Origin of the sequence: Bacillus stercoris (assembly GCF_029772985.1) — a bacterium.
GTDB lineage: Bacteria > Bacillota > Bacilli > Bacillales > Bacillaceae > Bacillus > Bacillus stercoris.
Map to the genome: position 1 here is coordinate 609,546 of NZ_CP121861.1, position 18,040 is coordinate 627,585.

13 protein-coding genes are annotated in these 18,040 nt (G+C 43.9%); 10 read left to right on the top strand and 3 right to left on the bottom strand.

From position 1 onward, the window contains the following. Positions 1-97: 97 nt before the first annotated feature. The 3 genes from QA442_RS03200 (at position 98) to QA442_RS03210 (ending at position 8,196) form a co-directional block, all read left to right on the top strand. Positions 98-1,174 carry a response regulator gene (locus QA442_RS03200; RefSeq protein WP_071581736.1) on the top strand — a complete coding sequence of 359 codons (1,077 nt, stop codon included), beginning with the start codon at positions 98-100 and terminating at the stop codon, positions 1,172-1,174. Between the two features lie 320 nt (positions 1,175-1,494). Further along, a complete protein-coding gene (locus tag QA442_RS03205; RefSeq protein ID WP_095432215.1) occupies positions 1,495-7,455 on the top strand; it encodes a SpaA isopeptide-forming pilin-related protein in 5,961 nt (1,986 codons plus the stop codon). A 102-nt stretch (positions 7,456-7,557) separates the two neighbouring features. Further along, positions 7,558-8,196, top strand: a complete 639-nt coding sequence (locus QA442_RS03210) for a class A sortase (RefSeq protein ID WP_103749277.1) — start codon at positions 7,558-7,560, stop codon at positions 8,194-8,196. A gap of 57 nt (positions 8,197-8,253) precedes the next feature. Here the strand turns inward: QA442_RS03210 and QA442_RS03215 are convergent, their stop codons facing one another. Further along, the gene (locus QA442_RS03215; RefSeq protein WP_014665659.1) at positions 8,254-8,664 is read right to left on the bottom strand and encodes a YwpF-like family protein; all 411 of its coding nucleotides are present in this window, start codon (positions 8,662-8,664) and stop codon (positions 8,254-8,256) included. Between the two features lie 174 nt (positions 8,665-8,838). On the opposite strand from QA442_RS03215, the gene ywpG reads away from it, so the two are divergent. The 4 genes from ywpG (at position 8,839) to ywpJ (ending at position 11,502) form a co-directional block, all read left to right on the top strand. Then, entirely contained in the window at positions 8,839-9,222 is a 384-nt protein-coding gene (gene ywpG / locus QA442_RS03220) for a DynA interaction protein YwpG (RefSeq protein WP_014665658.1), read from the top strand. Positions 9,223-9,298: 76 nt separating this feature from the next. Then, the gene (ssbB, locus tag QA442_RS03225; protein ID WP_014665657.1) at positions 9,299-9,640 is read left to right on the top strand and encodes a single-stranded DNA-binding protein SsbB; all 342 of its coding nucleotides are present in this window, start codon (positions 9,299-9,301) and stop codon (positions 9,638-9,640) included. 222 nt (positions 9,641-9,862) lie between these two features. Beyond that, on the top strand, positions 9,863-10,639 hold the full coding sequence (gene glcR / locus QA442_RS03230; RefSeq protein WP_040081586.1) for a transcriptional regulator GlcR: 777 nt from the start codon (positions 9,863-9,865) through the stop codon (positions 10,637-10,639). Positions 10,640-10,644: 5 nt separating this feature from the next. After that, positions 10,645-11,502, top strand: a complete 858-nt coding sequence (gene ywpJ, locus QA442_RS03235) for a phosphatase YwpJ (RefSeq protein WP_014665655.1) — start codon at positions 10,645-10,647, stop codon at positions 11,500-11,502. A gap of 123 nt (positions 11,503-11,625) precedes the next feature. Here the strand turns inward: ywpJ and QA442_RS03240 are convergent, their stop codons facing one another. Beyond that, positions 11,626-14,394: a DEAD/DEAH box helicase gene (locus QA442_RS03240; protein ID WP_095432214.1), complete on the bottom strand. Its 2,769-nt coding sequence runs from the start codon at positions 14,392-14,394 to the stop codon at positions 11,626-11,628. Beyond that, positions 14,381-15,991: an SWIM zinc finger family protein gene (locus QA442_RS03245; RefSeq protein WP_095432213.1), complete on the bottom strand. Its 1,611-nt coding sequence runs from the start codon at positions 15,989-15,991 to the stop codon at positions 14,381-14,383. Before QA442_RS03245 ends, QA442_RS03240 begins: the two co-directional genes overlap by 14 nt. Positions 15,992-16,191: 200 nt before the next feature. Between QA442_RS03245 and QA442_RS03250 the strand changes: the two genes are divergently transcribed. The 3 genes from QA442_RS03250 to ptkA all read left to right on the top strand — a co-directional run bounded on the left by QA442_RS03250 (position 16,192) and on the right by ptkA (position 18,021). After that, positions 16,192-16,335: a YwzD family small protein gene (locus QA442_RS03250; RefSeq protein WP_003242876.1), complete on the top strand. Its 144-nt coding sequence runs from the start codon at positions 16,192-16,194 to the stop codon at positions 16,333-16,335. Positions 16,336-16,568: 233 nt separating this feature from the next. Next, positions 16,569-17,315 (top strand): protein-tyrosine kinase activator TkmA, encoded by a 747-nt coding sequence (gene tkmA, locus QA442_RS03255; protein ID WP_014665652.1) that lies wholly within the window; start codon positions 16,569-16,571, stop codon positions 17,313-17,315. After that, entirely contained in the window at positions 17,305-18,021 is a 717-nt protein-coding gene (ptkA, locus tag QA442_RS03260) for a tyrosine-protein kinase PtkA (protein WP_095432212.1), read from the top strand. The genes tkmA and ptkA overlap by 11 nt, the downstream gene beginning before the upstream one ends. Positions 18,022-18,040 lie beyond the last annotated feature (19 nt).

The following is an 18,040-nucleotide window of genomic DNA, read 5'->3' on the forward strand; positions in this document are numbered from 1 at the left end:
TAGAAAGAAAAAGAATCCAGATAAAGGGGTTATTTGTCATGATATAATAGAAGTTATTTACTGATATCTCGATTTTACATATAGGGTGGGATGTTTTGTGAAAGCGTTAATTGTTGATGATGAGCACTTGGCATTGCTTCATTTTAAGAAAATGCTTGAACGAACAAACGCCTTTCAATCTATTATGGCGTATCAAGATCCGGTTGAAGCCTTGGAGCATCCTGAGACTCCTGCTGTAGATGCGGTGTTTCTTGATATTGAAATGCCGGGGGTAAATGGCATTGAGCTTGCTGAGGCCATTCAATCGATGAATGAAAACATCCAAGTCGTTTTCATCACGGCTTATAATGAGTTTGCTATCAAAGCGTTTGAGCTGAATGCCATTGATTATTTGCTGAAGCCTGTCGTATACAAGCGGCTTGAGACTACTGTTGAACGAATCAAAACAAATCATATGCTCAGACAAAATGCAGAAAATACCGAGGCGCATTTTTCGATCCAATGCTTTGGAAGCCTGCAGTTTCATCAAATCTTAAAGGGTGCCAAAACAAACATTCCAGTCAAGTGGAGAACGTCGAAAGCACGTGAAATATACTTATTTTTACTTCACAATCATGGCCGTGTGGTTAGTAAAGACATGCTGATCGATCTTTTTTGGCCTCATTATGATATTTCAAAAGCAAGCACCCAGCTTTACTCGACCATTTATCAAATACGAAAATTATTCAGCCAGATCCCTTTCAGCCAAACAATCGAGAAGACTGATACTGGATATATTCTTCGGCTTTCAGGCGCAAAAATCGATGTTGTGGAATGGGAAAAATCACTAAAAGGGGCGCCGCCGCTAAATGCAGCTACATTACATTTGCACATGGATATTTTCATGTCCTATCAAAATCATTATCTAATGGAGCACGGCTATCTTTGGGCAGAACCGGAAAAGACGCGTCTTTCCCAGCTTTGGCTTGGAAAGGCTTATGAACTGATCGATTATCATATTCAGGAAATGAACGATCATCAAGCGATGGACGTTTGCCTGCAAGCCGAGAAAATTGAGCCTTGTGATCATAAAATCATGCAATACAAGCTGCAGCTATTTAACAAAAACGGGAAGGTAGAAGAGGCGATAAAAGAATATCAGCGTTACAAACAAATGAAGGATCAAATTAATTAAAAAACTCCAAACCAGTATGTGTCGATTGCCTTTCGATGCACACTGGTTTTTTTGTGCATGTCAGCTAAAGGGAAGGCCCTCGCCATATGTCTCCTGGTTGAATCTTCAACTCTCCAATTCACTTCAATCATACATGATTTTTGAGTTGTACAGAAATTGTATAGTTCCATTTCATACAATGTAGTTTGGTTCGGATGGCAAATCTTAGTTTTGGAGCACATTCGGTATTAGCAGTTCATTGTGGGGGATGAGACATGATGTTATGGTCTCGCGGATCAATCGGCAAGTGAAAAATAGATAGGAGAGGGAGGAATGAAAAGTTGAGAACGAGGAGTTTTCCCTTAGGGCTGAAAAAAAGCGGGCGGATCGTCATGATCATAAGCCTTGCCATCTTTTTCTTCTTCAGCCAGATCGCCAGCTATACTCTTACAGCGCAGGCTGTAGGTGTAACGCCAAGTGACAGTCAATTCTTCGATTCGGTAACAGTTAAGGACGCCAAGGGCCGGATTGTTGACGGATCAAAAGGAAGCGAACCGGCACTAACACCGGGGGACGACGTGACACTGACATATGAATGGTCATTGAAAAAAGACAAAAAAGCAGATAGCGAACAGGATATCAATGTGGAGATACCTAAAAGCTTTACATTTGATAAAGGTGCAGAAGGTGAGATCAAATCTGCTGATCAGGTCATCGGCAGCTATCAAGTGCCGGCGGGCAGCAGCACCATGACGGTAAAATTAACAACTGCATCCGCGGATTCTCTTGATGCCAAGGGGACCATTACACTGCCAGCTAAGTTTACTGCAGATGTAAAAGACGATGAACATACAGCAGCAGCCCTTTTTCAGCTAGGGGGAGGCAAAACCCAGCAGGTGATCATCCCTGTTAAGAAAGAGGAGACACCAGATGGCGAGGAAGAGCCAAAAAACGACTCTTCTGATACTGCGGGTGATCAGAAAGGGGCAGATGACAAATCTGCACCTTCAGTCAGCAAGGAGCAAAAAGAGGAAGAACAGCAGCCATCAGCGGATTCTAAGAGAGGCGAATCCTCTAAGAGTGATGATTCAAAAAAAGTGTCATCCTCAAGTCAATCAGCTTTCAAAAGCTTGCAAACTGAAGAAAAACAAATCACGCAAAATATTTTAACTGGCGTGACATTGACGGATGCAAACGGAGAGCCATATGACAAGGGCAATCGCGCCAATACGAATTCTCCGGTGAAAATTTCAATTGATTGGGCCATTCCTGACGATTTAGGAAAAACAATCAATGCCGGCGATAAATATGAATTTGATTTGCCTAAAGAATTTATTATGCATAATGACATTGTGAACCTGCCGTTAAGCGCCGGAGACACCACCTTCGGGACATTTTCTATTGATACGAACGGACATGTGGTGATGACATTTAACAGCGAGATAAAAGAAAGTTCTCATGTCAAAGGTACTTTGGTTATCAATACGCAGTTCAACGAGAAAAAAATTACGGGTTCGACCACACAAAAGATTCCATTCCCTGTGAATGCCGATACGCCTGAAACAACAGTTTATTTTAAACCCAATGTGAGTAAAACCATTGATAAATCAGGTGTGCTGGATAAAGGCATCAACCCTGGTAAAGTAACATGGACGGTAGATGTCAATAAAAAGTTGGATCAAGTCAAAAATGCCAAACTCACGGAGAGCCTTCCAGATGGCGTAATCTACCGTTCAGTTAAAGTGTATGAACTCAATGTGAACATTGATGGTTCTGTCAGAAGAGGAAATGAAGTTTCTTCCGGCTACAGTGTTGATTCAAAAGGAAATGTCACATTTGACGGAACAATTGATTCAGCCTACCGCCTTATATACGAAACCGACATTGACAATAGTGCGAAGCCGAGTGAAGGCGGAAATATAACGTTGACGAACAAGGCAGCATTCAGCGGAGATCAACTGGAGCCCATTTCTGCAGAAGCCACTGTTGCAGCCAAATATGGAAAAATGATCGCGAAATCATCAACAGGCTATGATGGAGAATCTCAAACATTCAGCTGGGCTCTTGTATACAACTATGGTGAGAAACAGATCGACCAATCCAAGGCCAGCATTAAAGATTCTTTTGGAACTGGCGATTTGCATCTTGTAAAAGATTCCTTGAAGGTTGTTCCTATTACCTTCGGACAGAATGGCAGCGAGCAAGCGGGAACGCCTTTAAAGGAAGGCGAAGACTACACGCTGATCGATAATGGAACCGGATTTGAAATCAAATTTAATAAAACCATTACCAGCGCTTACAAAATCACATATCAAACAAAGGTCAACAGCGGAGTGATCATTGATAAATCTACAACATATACCAATAGCGTGGTGACCGGAACAGGGGATTCAAAAGAAGCTTCCGGAATAGCCATTCAGCAGAATCTCATCAAAGGATATTCAAACGTAGATTATGAAAAGAAGACGGTTGATTGGACGATTACCGTTAATAAAAATAAATACTTGATGCACAATTGGGCTTTGGATGATCAATTTGAAAGCGGCGGAATGGTTCTGCTTGATGAATCGTTCAAGCTTCAAGACATAACGAACAACAAAACATTGCAGAAAGACAAAGACTACACGTTAACAAAAAAAACGGATCATAAAGGCTTTACTTTGGCATTGATCGGGGATTATGCAAAAACAGACAGTCAATTTAAGATCACTTATACGACAACATTCAATGCCGATTATTCTAACGAAATCGTTAAGAATACAGCTCAGTCGACATGGACTGATCAAAACGGCAATGAGCGCACGAATAAAGTATCAAGCGGTTTTACGCCGAATCACCAGACTTCAAATAATGGGTTTAAAAACGGTTCATACAACGCGGTTTCAAAGGAAATCACGTGGAAAATCGGCGTCAACTATAACGGCGAGCCGACGAAAAATCCTTATATCAAAGATGCCATAACAGATCCTCAGCAATTTGTGCCGGGTTCCGTTGTCGTTAAGAGTTATACGATCAATAAAAACGGCTCGATCACAGAAGGAGACGCGCTTGATCCTTCCAAGTATGATGTCGAAGAGCCTTCTGCGAATAATGAACGCACTCTGACGGTACATCTTAAAACAGGCGATTCTGTACCATATCTGATTGAGTTTAAGACATCACTCAAAGGACAGGTCATTGATCAGAATCAGTACACAAACAAGGCAACCTACTATAATAACGGCTATGCAGACCGTACGTTGACGGGCTCTGTTTCAGTTACGAACGGAGGAAGCCTGGTTTTCAAAGGCGGCAAACAAAATGGAAACTACATCGATTGGAACATCAATGTCAACTCCAGCCAATCAACGCTGGATGATGTAAAAGTCACAGACACGCCGGATGAAAATCAAATTTTAGATGCAGATTCTTTTAAAGTATATCAAGCAAAATATGATGAAAACGGAGTGGTCAAAGACAGCAGCGGAAATCTGACCGCGGGCGATCTCGAGCTTCAAAAAGACAAGGATTACACGTTACACATCAAAACGGACAATACAACAGGTGAACAATCATTTGTCCTGACATTTATAGGCGGCTATAAACAAATTGACCGTGCCTATGTGATCAAATACCGGTCTCTGATTAACATAGCCGGCACGAGCGGCCATGTTAAAAATAAGGTGTCCATTTCAGGAACAAATGTGAAGGAGCAGACACAAGAAAACAGCAGCTCGATCTTTGTTGCCATTTCAAGCGGTGACGGTTCCGGATCTGGAGAAAAAGGAAGCCTGACGATTTTTAAGACTGGAGAGGACGATAAAGCTCTAGAAGGAGCAGAATTCCAGTTATGGTCTGAGGACTCCAAACAGCTCCTCCGCACTGGTACGACGGATGCCGGCGGGAAGCTTGCATTTGGAAATATTCGCTATGGTTCCTATGTATTAAAAGAAGTAAAAGCGCCTGACGGATATACCATCAGTGATGCTTATGCAAAAGGAGTCTCTGTGAAAATAGACAGCAACTCCTCCAAGACAGGAGCGCTGTACAAAGTCGTAAATCAACAGAACAAGGTGACGCTTATCAAACAAGACGAACAAAACAACCCTTTGGCAGGTGCTGTTTTCAAGCTGGAGAAAAAGTCAAATGACGGCACCTATACTCTCATACGAACAGATATCAAATCTGATAAAAACGGAAAAGTAGAAATGAACGGTTTGCCGGCGGGATACTATCGCTTGACAGAAACACAAGCTCCTGAAGGCTTTATCGTAAATACAAAAGCGATTCACTTCTCAATCGCAAAGAATGAAAAGAATCAAGTGTCTGATGTGAATTTAGGAAAAATGACCAACTATCAAGGAAAAGTCTCACTGACGAAGGAAAATGCTGAAGGCCAGAAACTTGAAGGCGCAGTATTCAACATTGTCGATCAAGATGGGAAGGTCGTTCAAGAGAAGCTGACTTCAGATAAGGAAGGAAAAATTGAGGCTTCGGGCCTTGCGCCGGGACGCTATGCCTTTGTGGAAACAAAAGCGCCAGCGGGTTATGTGCTGAATACAAAGAAAAAAGAATTTACCATCTCAGAATCTGCAGCAGGAAAACCTGAAGCCGCAGATGCCGGAATCGTCGTTAACGATAAAGGCTCTGTTGAGCTGACGAAGGAAGATGCCGATGGCAAGAAGCTTGAAGGAGCCGTCTTTAAAATTATCGACAAGGAAGGCAATACGGTTCAAGAAGGACTGACCTCGGATAAAAACGGGAAAGTCGCAGCCTCAGGCCTTGCACCGGGACGCTACGCTTTTGTTGAAACGAAAGCGCCAGCGGGCTATGTGCTGAATACAGAGAAAATTGAGTTTGAGATCTCTGATTCCTTTGAAGGAAAGCCTGCAGTTACAGATGCCGGGGTAGCCATTAACCATAAAGGCTCCGTTGAGTTGACGAAGGAAAATGCTGAAGGCGAGAAGCTTGAAGGTGCAGTTTTCAACATTGTCGACGAAAAAGGAAATACGGTTCAAGAAGAGCTGACTTCCGATAATGACGGAAAAGTGAAGGCTACGGGTCTTGCACCGGGACGCTACGCCTTTGTTGAAACGAAAGCGCCAAACGGTTATGTGCTGAACACGGAGAAAAAAGAGTTTATCATTTCTGAATCAGCAGCAGGAAGGCCAAAATCCGCAGATGCCGGGATCGTCGTGAACTATCAAGGATCGGTTCAGCTGACGAAGGAAGACCAAGATGGAAAAGGCTTAGCAGGTGCGGTATTCAAAATCACGGACAGCGGTGGGAACACTGTGAGAGACGATCTAGTCTCAAAAGAAGGCGGTAAAATTGAAGTTGACGGGTTAGCGCCGGGAAGCTATCAATTTGTTGAAAAACAGGCGCCAGATGGATATCTTTTATCCGAAAAACCAGTGTCATTCACCATTAAAGCAGAATATGGCGGCAAACCTGAGCAAGTGAAAGTGACAGCGGTTAATACAAAGAACCTTGTCGTTCTCACCAAAGTGGATCAGCATGATAAAAATAAAGTTCTGCAAGGCGCGGAGTTCAATTTGGCAGATGCCAATGGCAAAGTGCTGAAGTCCGGTTTGGTTACCGATGACAAAGGACAAATCACGGTGCACGGCCTTAAAGCTGGCGAATATCAGTTTGTGGAAACAAAAGCGCCTAAAGATTATGAGTTGAACCAAACTCCTATATCGTTCAAGATCACAAACACAGACACAAAAACAGTCGAAATCACCGCGGAAAACATATTGGCACCAGGTGACGTAAATGTGAAAAAAGTGGATCAAGATGATAAAATCACCGTTTTGGAAGGCGCTGAATTCAAGTTATTGGATGAAAGCGGCAAGCCTGTAAAAACTGACGGATATGGAAAAGAGCTTTCTGAACTCTGGAAAACGGATCACGATGGACAGTTCACTGTAAAAGGCCTTGCGCCTGGAAGCTATCAGTTGATTGAAACAAAGGCTCCCGAAGGTTACAAACTTGATGAAACACCGATTGAATTCACAATTGAAAAAGGACAGTCAAAAGCTGTTGAGATCGTTGTTTCTAATCAAAAAGTGAAAACACCAACGCCAGATAAACATGATCATCCTGATAAACCTACACCGGACGGAAATGGTAAAGAAGATGGAGATCATTCGAAAACCAATGGTACAGATGGCAGCTCGAATGGTCAGACGAACACAGACAAAACCCTTCCGAAAACCGGAGATACAGACAGCATGCTGACGGCCATGATTGGCATCCTGTTGCTTATGGCAGGCGGAGGCTTAGCTGTTGCCTCAAGAAAGAAGCAAAGAAAAGGATAAATAGGAAGGCACCTGATCATTGAAGAACCGATCAGGTGCTTTTTTAAAAGTGAAACTGACAAGGCGCATTTTTAGAAGGAAGCATAAGAAAGGGTTTTTTGCATGTACAAAAAAATGATCATTACGGTGTTCATTCTTTTAGGACTGCTGCTGATCTCTTCTCCTTATATCAAAGGAGGAATCATAGCCTATCTTAGCAAAAGCCAAAGTGAGTCGGCCTTAACTGTAGAGCAGCTGAAAAAAAATAATGAGAGAGAAGCGGAATTTGAATTTGATTCAATCGAACCGCCTGAGTTGATGGATGCCATAAAGGCCGGCTTTGAACACGATCAAAAAGCGGTTATTGGACGGATAACGATTAAAAGCGTCGATCTGGAGCTTCCGATCGTAAAAGGAACAACCAACGAAAATCTATTGATAGGAGCGGCAACAATGCGCCCGGATCAAAAAATGGGCGAGGGGAATTATCCGTTGGCGGGCCATCATTTGAAGCAAAAGAGTCTTCTGTTCGGACCTCTGGAAAGCGTAAAAACAGGTGCCCAAATTGTTATCACGGATTTTAAAAAGGATTATATCTATTCTGTGACATCTAAAGACATCATATCGGAAATGGATGCAGATGTAATTGAGGAGACAAACAAAAAGGAGATTACGTTAATCACATGTGACAAGGCGGTCAAAACCGAAGGGCGCCTCGTTGTGAAAGGGGAATTGGTTGATTCTTTTGGCCATACCAATTAATTATGCAAGAGTGAAAAAAAGCTGCCGTTTTAGAACGGCGGCTTTTTCGCTTCTTTTTTATATTTTTTGCTTAAATGCCTCAATAAGTTTTGTTCCTGTATAGCCCTCTTTTACAAGGGATTCGAGTATGGTCTCAGTTCCCTGCTGTTTTCTTGTGACCATTTGTCCGTAGAGTAAAACCTGTATGCTTTCTTCCAGCTTGACGATATTTTTCACTGCTGCTGTCAGCTGGGCGGGGCGATTGCTTTTTTTCGTAATCGTTACAAATACTTTGGCTTCAGATTGGCTGTTTTGAAGCTGTTCAAAAAAAGAAAGATGTTCTTTCTGTACAAGCGCTTCAATCAGCCAGTGATTTTCACCGTCTTCTTTATTGATAATCAGTCCGTCAATAAGAGGAAACTGTTCAATTGATTGTTCTTCCTTGTCCACTCGTTCCACATTCAGGTCAACCAGTTTAAAGGTTTTCATTTCTTCTCACCCCGATTACTTCCAAAGATTTCTTGCCTTCCATTATAACATAAACGTTTTCGAGGAAAAAATGCTGCAATGCTGGGGCTAAAGAATTTTGTATGAGTGAAACATTTAATAATTTCTATTTTTTCATTATACTGTAACTGACTATGGATTACGGAGAGATGTGGTATGAATCAATTTCGTTTAAAGGAAATTTATATTGACGGCGCTCCTTCTGAAAACCATTTGATTCAAAAGGAAGTAACATATATGTTAAGCCGTAAGGAAGTGTTTGAGGTCCATCTGAACAAAAAAGGAAGGATAAGTTTTTTATACGAAACACAAGATGGCATGGAGCAGTATAAAATCAAGCTGTCAATGCCGGAAAAAAAGTTGAGCTTTCAGTGGTTTGCGTGGGATGGTTCTTCCTATGTGCGCATGAATACGCAAAATTGGCTGACGAAGCAAATCTTTTTCCGTTTTTTAAAAAGTACATATTTCTTTAAAGGGAAAAAGCAAAAGATGTTTTTAGCTGAAGGGAAAATGAAAACGAAAGATAAAAACAGAGGCTGAAAGCCATTTTTAAGCGTTTTTCTTTTCTTGTTGCATCATTTACAATACATACAACCGCAAGGAGAGGAGGAATCGCATGTTCAATCAGGTCATGCTTGTCGGACGTCTTACAAAAGATCCCGAGCTTCGCTACACTTCCGCCGGTGCGGCAGTCGCCCACGTTACGCTCGCGGTGAACCGCAGCTTCAAAAATGCTTCAGGTGAAATCGAAGCTGATTACGTCAATTGCACACTTTGGAGAAAGACAGCTGAAAACACCGCGTTGTATTGCCAAAAAGGTTCTCTTGTCGGCGTAAGCGGACGGATTCAGACAAGAAGCTATGAAAACGCAGAAGGGGTTAACGTGTATGTAACAGAAGTATTGGCTGACACTGTTCGTTTTATGGACCCTAAACCCCGGGAAAAAGCTGCTGATTGACAACCCCCGCTCCTCCCGTTTTCTATCCATTCACTCATTCGGATCTCCGCATCATCCCCTCAAAAATGACCAGTCGACCAGACTGGTTCTTTCTTTTTGTTTACTTAGGAAAAATTGGTTCCTATGATGCATTTTTGCTTAAAAACACTTAATAATGTTGAATAAAATTAATAAAAAACTTATAATTACTTAAAGATGATTGCTAAGAAAAGGAATGAGGGCGTGTATCAAGAAGAAAGATTAGTAGCGATTTTGGATTTTTTAAAACAGCATAACCGAATTACAACAGAGCAAATCTGTACGCTCTTGAAAGTGTCAAGGGATACAGCGAGACGCGATCTAGTAAAGCTGGAGGAACAGAATGTCATCATCCGCACTAGAGGCGGCGCCATTTTGCCGACTGTTCATCAGAAAATTCAAAGCTATTCCGGCCGCTTGAAAACAGTATCAGAGGAAAAAAACAAGATCGGCAGGCTTGCAGCATCGCTTATTCATGATGGTGACCGGGTGATTTTAGATGCTTCGACAACCGTTCAGGCCTGTGCAAAGCATTTGCAAGCGGTTGATTGTACCGTAATCACCAACTCAATTAATCTTGCGGATGTGCTGTCCGATAAAGAAGGAATTGAAATTTATCTGCTGGGAGGCAAGCTGGAAAAGGAGCACCGCTTTCTGTACGGCGCCTCTGTGATTGAAAAGCTCTCAAGCTACCACGTCGATAAAGCGGTGATCGGTGTGGTCGGTATTTCCGAACATGGCATTACCATTGCGCATGAAGAAGATGGCATGGTGAAGCGGAAAATGATTCAGCAGGCAAAGCAGGTAATCGCGCTTGCAGACCATTCGAAGCTGGGCAGCACCAGTTTTTATCAGTATGCAGAGCTGAATGAAATCGATCTCTTGATCACAGACAGGCTGCCGAATCAGGCATTTTGTGACTTGCTTGACCGCAACGGCGTGGAGCTTCTCGTGACAGAGCAGGATGAAGGAAAGGGCTGACAAACATGAAATTAATTGCGATTGACTTAGATGGAACCTTACTCAACAGCAAGCATCAGGTGAGCTTGGAAAATGAAAACGCACTGCGGCAGGCGCAGCGGGACGGCATTGAAGTGGTGGTGTCAACTGGGCGCGCTCATTTTGATGTCAGGTCAATTTTTGAACCGCTGGGGATCAAAACGTGGGTCATCAGCGCAAACGGCGCCGTCATTCACGATCCCGACGGCAGGCTTTATCATCACGAAACCATTGATAAGCAAAGGGCGTATGACATTCTCTCATGGCTTGAATCAGAAAACTATTATTACGAGGTATTCTCAGGTTCAGCCATTTATACACCGCAAAACGGCAGAGAACTTCTAGACGTTGAACTGGACCGATTCAGAAGCGCAAATCCGGAAGCAGATCTTTCTGTCCTTATGCAGGCGGCCGAGGTGCAATACAGCCAATCGGGCTTTGCTTACATTAATTCCTTTCAAGAGCTGTTTGAAGCGGATCAGCCAATCGATTTTTATAATATTCTCGGCTTTTCTTTCTTTAAAGAAAAGCTTGAGGCAGGCTGGAAAAGATATGAGCACGCTGAAGATTTGACGCTTGTCAGTTCGGCTGAGCACAACTTTGAGCTTTCTTCCCGCAAAGCTTCCAAGGGGCAGGCGCTGAAGAGGCTTGCGGAACGGCTGAGCATTCCGCTCGAGGAAACCGCGGCTGTAGGTGACAGTTTAAATGACAAATCGATGCTTGAGGCTGCGGGAAAAGGGGTAGCGATGGGCAATGCCCGGAAAGATATTAAAGCGATAGCCGACGCTGTCACCTTGACCAATGACGAACATGGTGTTGCACATATGATTAAGCATTTGCTGTAGGTATAGGTGCTGCACCAAAAGTGTATCCTGTTGATAACCGGCGTAACGGATTCTTGGAAATTCGGCGTGACGGCTATGAACGGAAAAAAGCTGGCTCTATAGAGCCAGCTTTTTTAGTCATGATCATTGCGCTGTTGCGCTTAATGTAAACAGTTCTTCGAGCTCCTGTGTGGAAAGCTCGGTAATCCAGTGTTCACTTTGGATAATTTGATCGTTCAAGGTTTGCTTCGATTCGAGCATGGCATCAATTTTTTCTTCGATTGTTCCAGTCGTAATCATTTTATGAACGTGGACAAAGCGCTCTTGGCCTATGCGGTATGCACGGTCAGTCGCTTGATTTTCAACCGCTGGGTTCCACCATCTGTCATAATGGATGACATGATTGGCGGCGGTCAAATTAAGTCCCGTACCTCCAGCTTTGAGTGAAAGAATCAGTGTCGGATATTCTTTCCTCTGGAATTTCTCAACGAGTGTATCCCGCTCCTGCTTGGAGAGACTCCCGTTTAAAAATTGCACAGGTTCCCCGAACGTTTTTTCAAGCAGCCGCTTCATCATGTTCCCCATCTGAATGTATTGCGTGAAAATCAGGCAGCTTTCGTTTTGGGCGCGGATCGCTGTCATCAGTTCCAGCAATTTTTCGAGCTTGACTGATCTGCCAGCCAGCAGCTCGGTTTGCTCTTCCTTTAAATAGAGCGCGGGATGATCGCATATTTGCTTAAGCCGTCCGAGCATGCTGAGGATCAGCGCTTTTCGCTGCATGCCGGTCAGTGATGTCATATGGTCAAAAGTGTCTTTGACAAGCTGCTCATAAAGTGATGCCTGTTCGGCTGACAGCGGGATAAATTCTTTTTCTTCCAGCTTCTCAGGAAGGTTAAGCGCGACCTCTTCATCCCGTTTTGTCCGCCGCAGAAGGAATGGCCGGATTAACTGCTGAAGCTGTCCGATTCTCTTTTCGTCCCGGTCTTTTTCAATCGGCAGCACATAGCGTTTGTGGAAGCCTGTCAAACTGCCGAGGTAGCCTTTATTCATGAAGTCAAAAATGGACCACAGCTCAGTCAGACGGTTTTCCATCGGCGTGCCGCTCAGCGCAATATGATGAAGCCCCTTCAGCTTTCTGATTGCGCGTGATTGCTTTGTATGCGCGTTTTTAATATTTTGCGCTTCATCAAGGCAAATCGTGTTCCAAGTCACAGAAGAAAGCTCTTCCGAATCAGCATGTGACAGCCCGTATGAAGTGAGCACCACGTCTGCGTTTTCGTAATGAGCGGCGAAATCATCACCCTTTATACGGCGCGGCCCATAATGGAGCGCGACAGAGAGATCAGGTGCAAAGGTTTGAAGCTCCCGCTGCCAGTTGCCGAGTACGGATGTCGGCGCGATAATCAAATGAGGCGTTTTTTGCCGGCCGCTTTCCTTCACGTGCAGGAAATAGGCGATCATTTGAATCGTTTTCCCAAGCCCCATATCGTCAGCCAGACAGGCGCCAAAACCGCTTTCCCGCAGAAATAGCAGCCAGTTCATGCCATATTTCTGATAAGGGCGGAGTGTCCCTTGGAAAGAAGGGCTGACTTCGTGCTCCGGCAGGTTTTCTGCGGCAGTGAGCTTTCGAATCAGTGACCTGAGCTGTTTGGACAGATCAAATTGAATACCGGCAAAAGCGGATGTATCAATCAGATCTGAATCCTCAAGCCCGCCTTCCCCCTGATCCATTAGTTCGCGCGCCAGAATATCGGACATGTGGAGTCCTTCCGATTCCGCTTTTTCCATCAGGCGTTTCATTTGTTTGATAAACTGTGGATCGATTTTTACCCATTGCCCGCGTATATTAACGAGGCGCCTGTTGCTGGCGACAAGCTCATTAAATTCAGCCTCAGTCAGCTCAATTCCATTTGTCGCAAACCGCCAATTGAAATCAAGCAGCGCATTCATGCCGACAAATGACTCGCCGCGCGGGGCCGACGACACTTTTGCCTTCAGCATCATGTTGCTGTCTCTGACGATCTGCCACCAGGATGGGAGCAGAATTTCAACGCCCATATCGACAAGCGTCTCACTTGCTTCTGATAGGAAGATCCAGGCTTCTTCCTCAGAGATCAGGGTCGTCCCGGAATCAAATGACAGCCACGGAACCGTTCTGTGAAAGCGGTCCTGCTCACGCGCAATTTTATCGCTGTACGCCTGCCACGATTTTTTGAGGCTCTTCAGCCCATCAAAAAATTCTACAGCGCCGCTCTTTTTATCACGTAAAAACACTTCGATTTTCCAATCGTCCCCGTCAAAGTCCGGTTCATTTAAGCGCAAGCCGACTGTAAATGGAGATTGATCGTCAATCCAGCCAATCCCCTCCAAAAAATCCTCTTCATCAAGAAAATGGCCGCGGAATGTCGTAACCGCAGGCGATTTCTCCTTGATGTGTTCCCATTTTTCCCGCAGGTCATCGTCATATTGGATGTAATCCTGAACGGCAGCGGAAAACCATTCCGCGGTAAAGCCTTCCAATATATCGTCGCGGTCCTTCCAGCGAAAAACACCGTTTGTCCATGCTTCATAGTCAGGCATAAAATCGCCGTCTGCGATAAATTCATAGATGGTCGATGCCGCCTCGATCAGCGGCTCCGTTTCTTTTGTAAGCTGCACGGAGCTGAATGAGTTGAACGAGTTTTTGCCGAGAAGCTCTACAGTCATCCATGGAGATAGCAGAACAGCAGTCGTCCCGATGAAGCTGACATCCTCAAGAAAGGTTCCGTAAAATGAGGATTCATGCCACTGGAACAAATGCTTTTTCATATGGCTGTAGGGAAGAGGCTGCTCATTCTCATCAAAGGCCGAGAGCGTAAATGATCCATCTTCCATTTGTTCGACGTGGATGAGAATTTCTTTAAGACTCGCCATCAATCAACTTTCCTTTCTGCAGTTCTTCTTGAAGCGCGCGCAGGCGCTTGTAATGTGAGCTCAGCTGCTGAATATACCGCTCCCACACCTTCAGCCTCTTCGCTTTTCTGTACAGGGTGCGCAGTTTTTTCAAATACCGTGCGGCTTCCTTGTACGAGCTGCGGTTCTTCTGATCGATAAAAAAGGACACTTCTCTATGGTAAGCGGGTATAAGCGCCTCTGGGTCGCTCGCTCCAATTTCCTTCAGCATGATTTTATCCATTTCATTGATGGAAAAGCCGACAAGGCTGTGAATTTCAATCCACTCGGCATAGCGTTTTTTTTCATATAAATGATGGCTGTATTCTGTGAACGTATACGGCAGACAGCCCGCGGCATAGCGTTCAAACAGCGCTTGATCATTGGTTTGCTTCACATAGGCATTCAGCAGAAGGAACAGCTCGCCGATCACATCGCGAATCTCTTTAAACGGCTTATCCAGCTTCGTATAACCCATCGCAATCGGTTCAATTTGCTGGTACCATGTTTTAAGCCGTTTCCAGTCCTTCTTGGCAGTCATTTCACTCAGCCATTGGAACGTATAAGGGAGCGCTTCCGGCGGGAATTGATCAACTTCCGCAAAAATAACGTCATCATTCTTTTGCAGGAACTCCAAATGCAGGCGCCCGAATTGCAATTCAGGAGAAAAACGCCGTCCTGCTTCTTTTTTCAATATCTCCTGTTCGCGTGTCACCCATTTTGGACGCGAAAGCAGCGCACTCCAAATTTCACCAAAGACACGGATGCGTTCATATTGGAAAATTTCTTCTTTCAACAGCAAATGCCGGATAACATCCGGTGTTTTATCCAAAAATGGATCGAGCGCAAAAGACAGTGCGTACGTTTTTAATTTATCAATAGAGCTGTAGATTGTATCCATCAGCTGTTCAACGTACGGATTGAGGGAATAAAAATCTTGTTCGGGGTTCAGCTTGCCTGCTTCGATCAATGTGAACATGCGAAGCCAAACCGCAATCGCAGAATGAATCTGATACAGGCTTTTCAGCTCCGGTTTGTTCGGCGCATGTTTTTTTAATGCGGACAGGTAGCCGTAATAGAGGCCCTGCATGTTTTGGCTGCCTTCTGGCGTGCGTGCCTGCCAGAGAGAAAACTCTGAATCAAAAAAAGTGAGCCAGCTTGAAAGCGATTCTTCATTCGGCAGCACCTTTTCCTGAAACTGGCGGCGGACGAGCTCCTTGCTTTCCTCAAGCTTTTCCCTCTCCAGCCAATACTCTGTAAAAGTACCCACTCGCTCGAACATTGCATATACATATAAAAACACAGCCAGCATATGGCGGCAGATTCTTCCGGACGGACATGAACAGCCGCTTTTGACTATGACAAACAAGTTCAATGTGACCCGCACAGGCACAACATCCTGCACGTAAGCCGTAATTTCCGTCGGACTCACTGCTTGTAAACGATAGACTGAATCCTGCCGATATAAAATAAGGGCTTTTTTGATCAGCTGAACATTTTCCTCATTGTAAGGAAGAAGTTCCTTTAACTGTTCAGCAGATGCCAGCACATCGTCTTTGGAAATCATATTCTGAAGCATGATTATCGCTCCTAACCGAGTCACGTAATAAAAAGATCCAATTTCTCTATTATATCGCAACACATCGGCCTTAAAAAGTTTTTCCTAAAAAAGGACATAAAAAATGGGATGTGTCGAATGATGTATTAGAGATTGCAAATTGATAACCGATCATATAATAATCGTGTTTTCAACTTATGGAAGCTGAAAGGAAAAAAAAGATGAGTGAAAAGAAATTGAATCAAGAAGAATTTCTGAAAATTTTGATGCATGCACATGAAATTGGTGAGCAGTCATCTGAAATGACGACGAAGGAAATGCTTGAAAATTTGATTTCTCATATTAAAAATGGATATGCAACATAAAAATCCCGCACGCCTTTTGCGGGATTTTTTTATGCGAGATGACGTGACTGTCTGAATAAGAGAAAAAGAGGCAGCAGTGTCAAGACAGTTGGTGAAGCGCTTACATAAAATGAAGGAACATAACGTTTTGTAAAATAATGTCGAATTATGTCACGTGAAAAGCTTTAGAAATGCGGTTTCAACGTTGTATAATCGTAGATGGAAAAGGATGTTATAAGAGATTTGGAGGTATCATGGGAGAATCTACTAGCTTAAAAGAGATATTATCAACGTTAACAAAACGCATACTTTTGATTATGATTGTAACCGCAGCTGCCACTGCTGCAGGCGGACTCATTAGTTTCTTCGCACTTACACCCATCTATGAAAATTCAACTCAGATTCTGGTCAATCAATCGAAAAACGACCGAAAAGAAGTCCAATTTAACGATGTTCAAACCAATCTTCAGTTAATCAATACGTACAATGTCATCATTAAGAGCCCTGCCATCTTAGATGAAGTCATTAAAGAAATGGGCCTGTCGATGACATCCCAAGAACTGAATGACAAAATTACCGTATCCAGCGAACAGGACTCTCAAGTGGTCAACATATCGGTCAGGGATGAAAACGCGGAAACAGCGGCTCATATTGCCAATACCATCGCGTCTGTCTTTCAAGACAAAATCACATCCATTATGAATGTTGATAATGTCAGCATTTTGTCAAAAGCCGAGGTATCAGAACATCCGTCGCCTGTATCGCCAAAGCCGCTTTTAAACATTGCCATCGCGTTTGCGGCCGGATTGGCGGGAAGCATCGGACTGGCCTTCCTGCTTGAGCATTTGGATAATACGATCAAATCGGAAGAGCAGCTCGAATCCCTGCTGGACATACCTGTTTTAGGGACGGTTTCCACCATTGCGAATGAGCAGAAAACAGCAAAGGCCATACAGGGTTTCCAATCTGAAAAAGCGGGGAGTGGACATTTTGGCGCTTAGAAAAAGCAGAGGCTCTTGGATGCGCAGGAATGTCATTGCAATGACAGAACCGAAATCCTTGAACTCTGAACAATATCGGACGATTCGCACGAATATCGAATTTGCTTCAGTGGACCGGCAAATGAAATCAGTCATGATCACATCGGCTTGTCCGGGGGAAGGGAAATCAACAACGGCCGCCAATTTGGCTGTCGTATTTGCCCAACAGGGAAAAAAAGTGCTCCTGATTGATGCTGATTTGCGGAAGCCTACAGTACATACGGCCTTTTTTCTTGAAAACACGGTTGGCTTAACATCTGTTTTATTAAAGAAAAGTTCAATGGAGCAAGCTGTGCAAGCCTCAAATGAAAAACATCTTGACGTGCTGACGAGCGGCCCGATCCCGCCAAACCCGGCCGAGCTTCTCTCCTCGAAGTGGATGAAGGAGCTTGCTGACGAAGCGAGAGTGGCATATGATATGGTGATTTTTGATACGCCGCCTATTCTTGCCTTAGCAGATGCACAGATTTTAGGCAACGTGGCAGACGGTTCTGTTTTGGTTATTTCAAGCGGGAAAACAGAAAAAGAACAAGCCGCAAAAGCGAAAGAAGCACTTGAATCGTGCAATAGCAAGCTCCTTGGAGCGATTATGAACGGCAAAAAGCTTTCAAAGCACTCTGAATACGGTTATTACGGAAACAAAGACAATTTCATGCAAAATAAATAACGTGCATCGTGCCCGTTAT